This is a genomic window from Salegentibacter maritimus (assembly GCF_016236975.1).
GTDB classification, from domain to species: Bacteria; Bacteroidota; Bacteroidia; order Flavobacteriales; family Flavobacteriaceae; genus Salegentibacter; species Salegentibacter maritimus.
Map to the genome: position 1 here is coordinate 1 of NZ_JAEHNY010000049.1, position 237 is coordinate 237.

Annotated in this window: 1 protein-coding gene; it reads right to left on the reverse strand. The window is 32.9% G+C overall.

Annotated elements, in window-relative coordinates:
- Window positions 1–237 (reverse strand): transposase (locus I6U50_RS15825; RefSeq protein ID WP_198639564.1); only part of this gene is annotated, 237 nt, incomplete at both ends.

Here is a 237-nt window from a genome sequence, read left to right on the forward strand (position 1 = left end):
TTGTGCTCTAAAGGCTTTTATTTTTGCATTAAAAGATTCAGCTGAAGCATTGGTGCTTCGGTTTGTAAAGTAGTTTAATATAGAATGGTAGTTTATGTAAATGCTATTGGCTACCGTTTTGAAGCTTTTAAAACCAGATTCCTCTACTTCTTTATACCAGTGAGCTAGTTTTGTAAAGGCTATACCTTTGTTTTTTGTTTGGTTGAAGATATTCCTGAGGTTATTTACTAGCTTGTA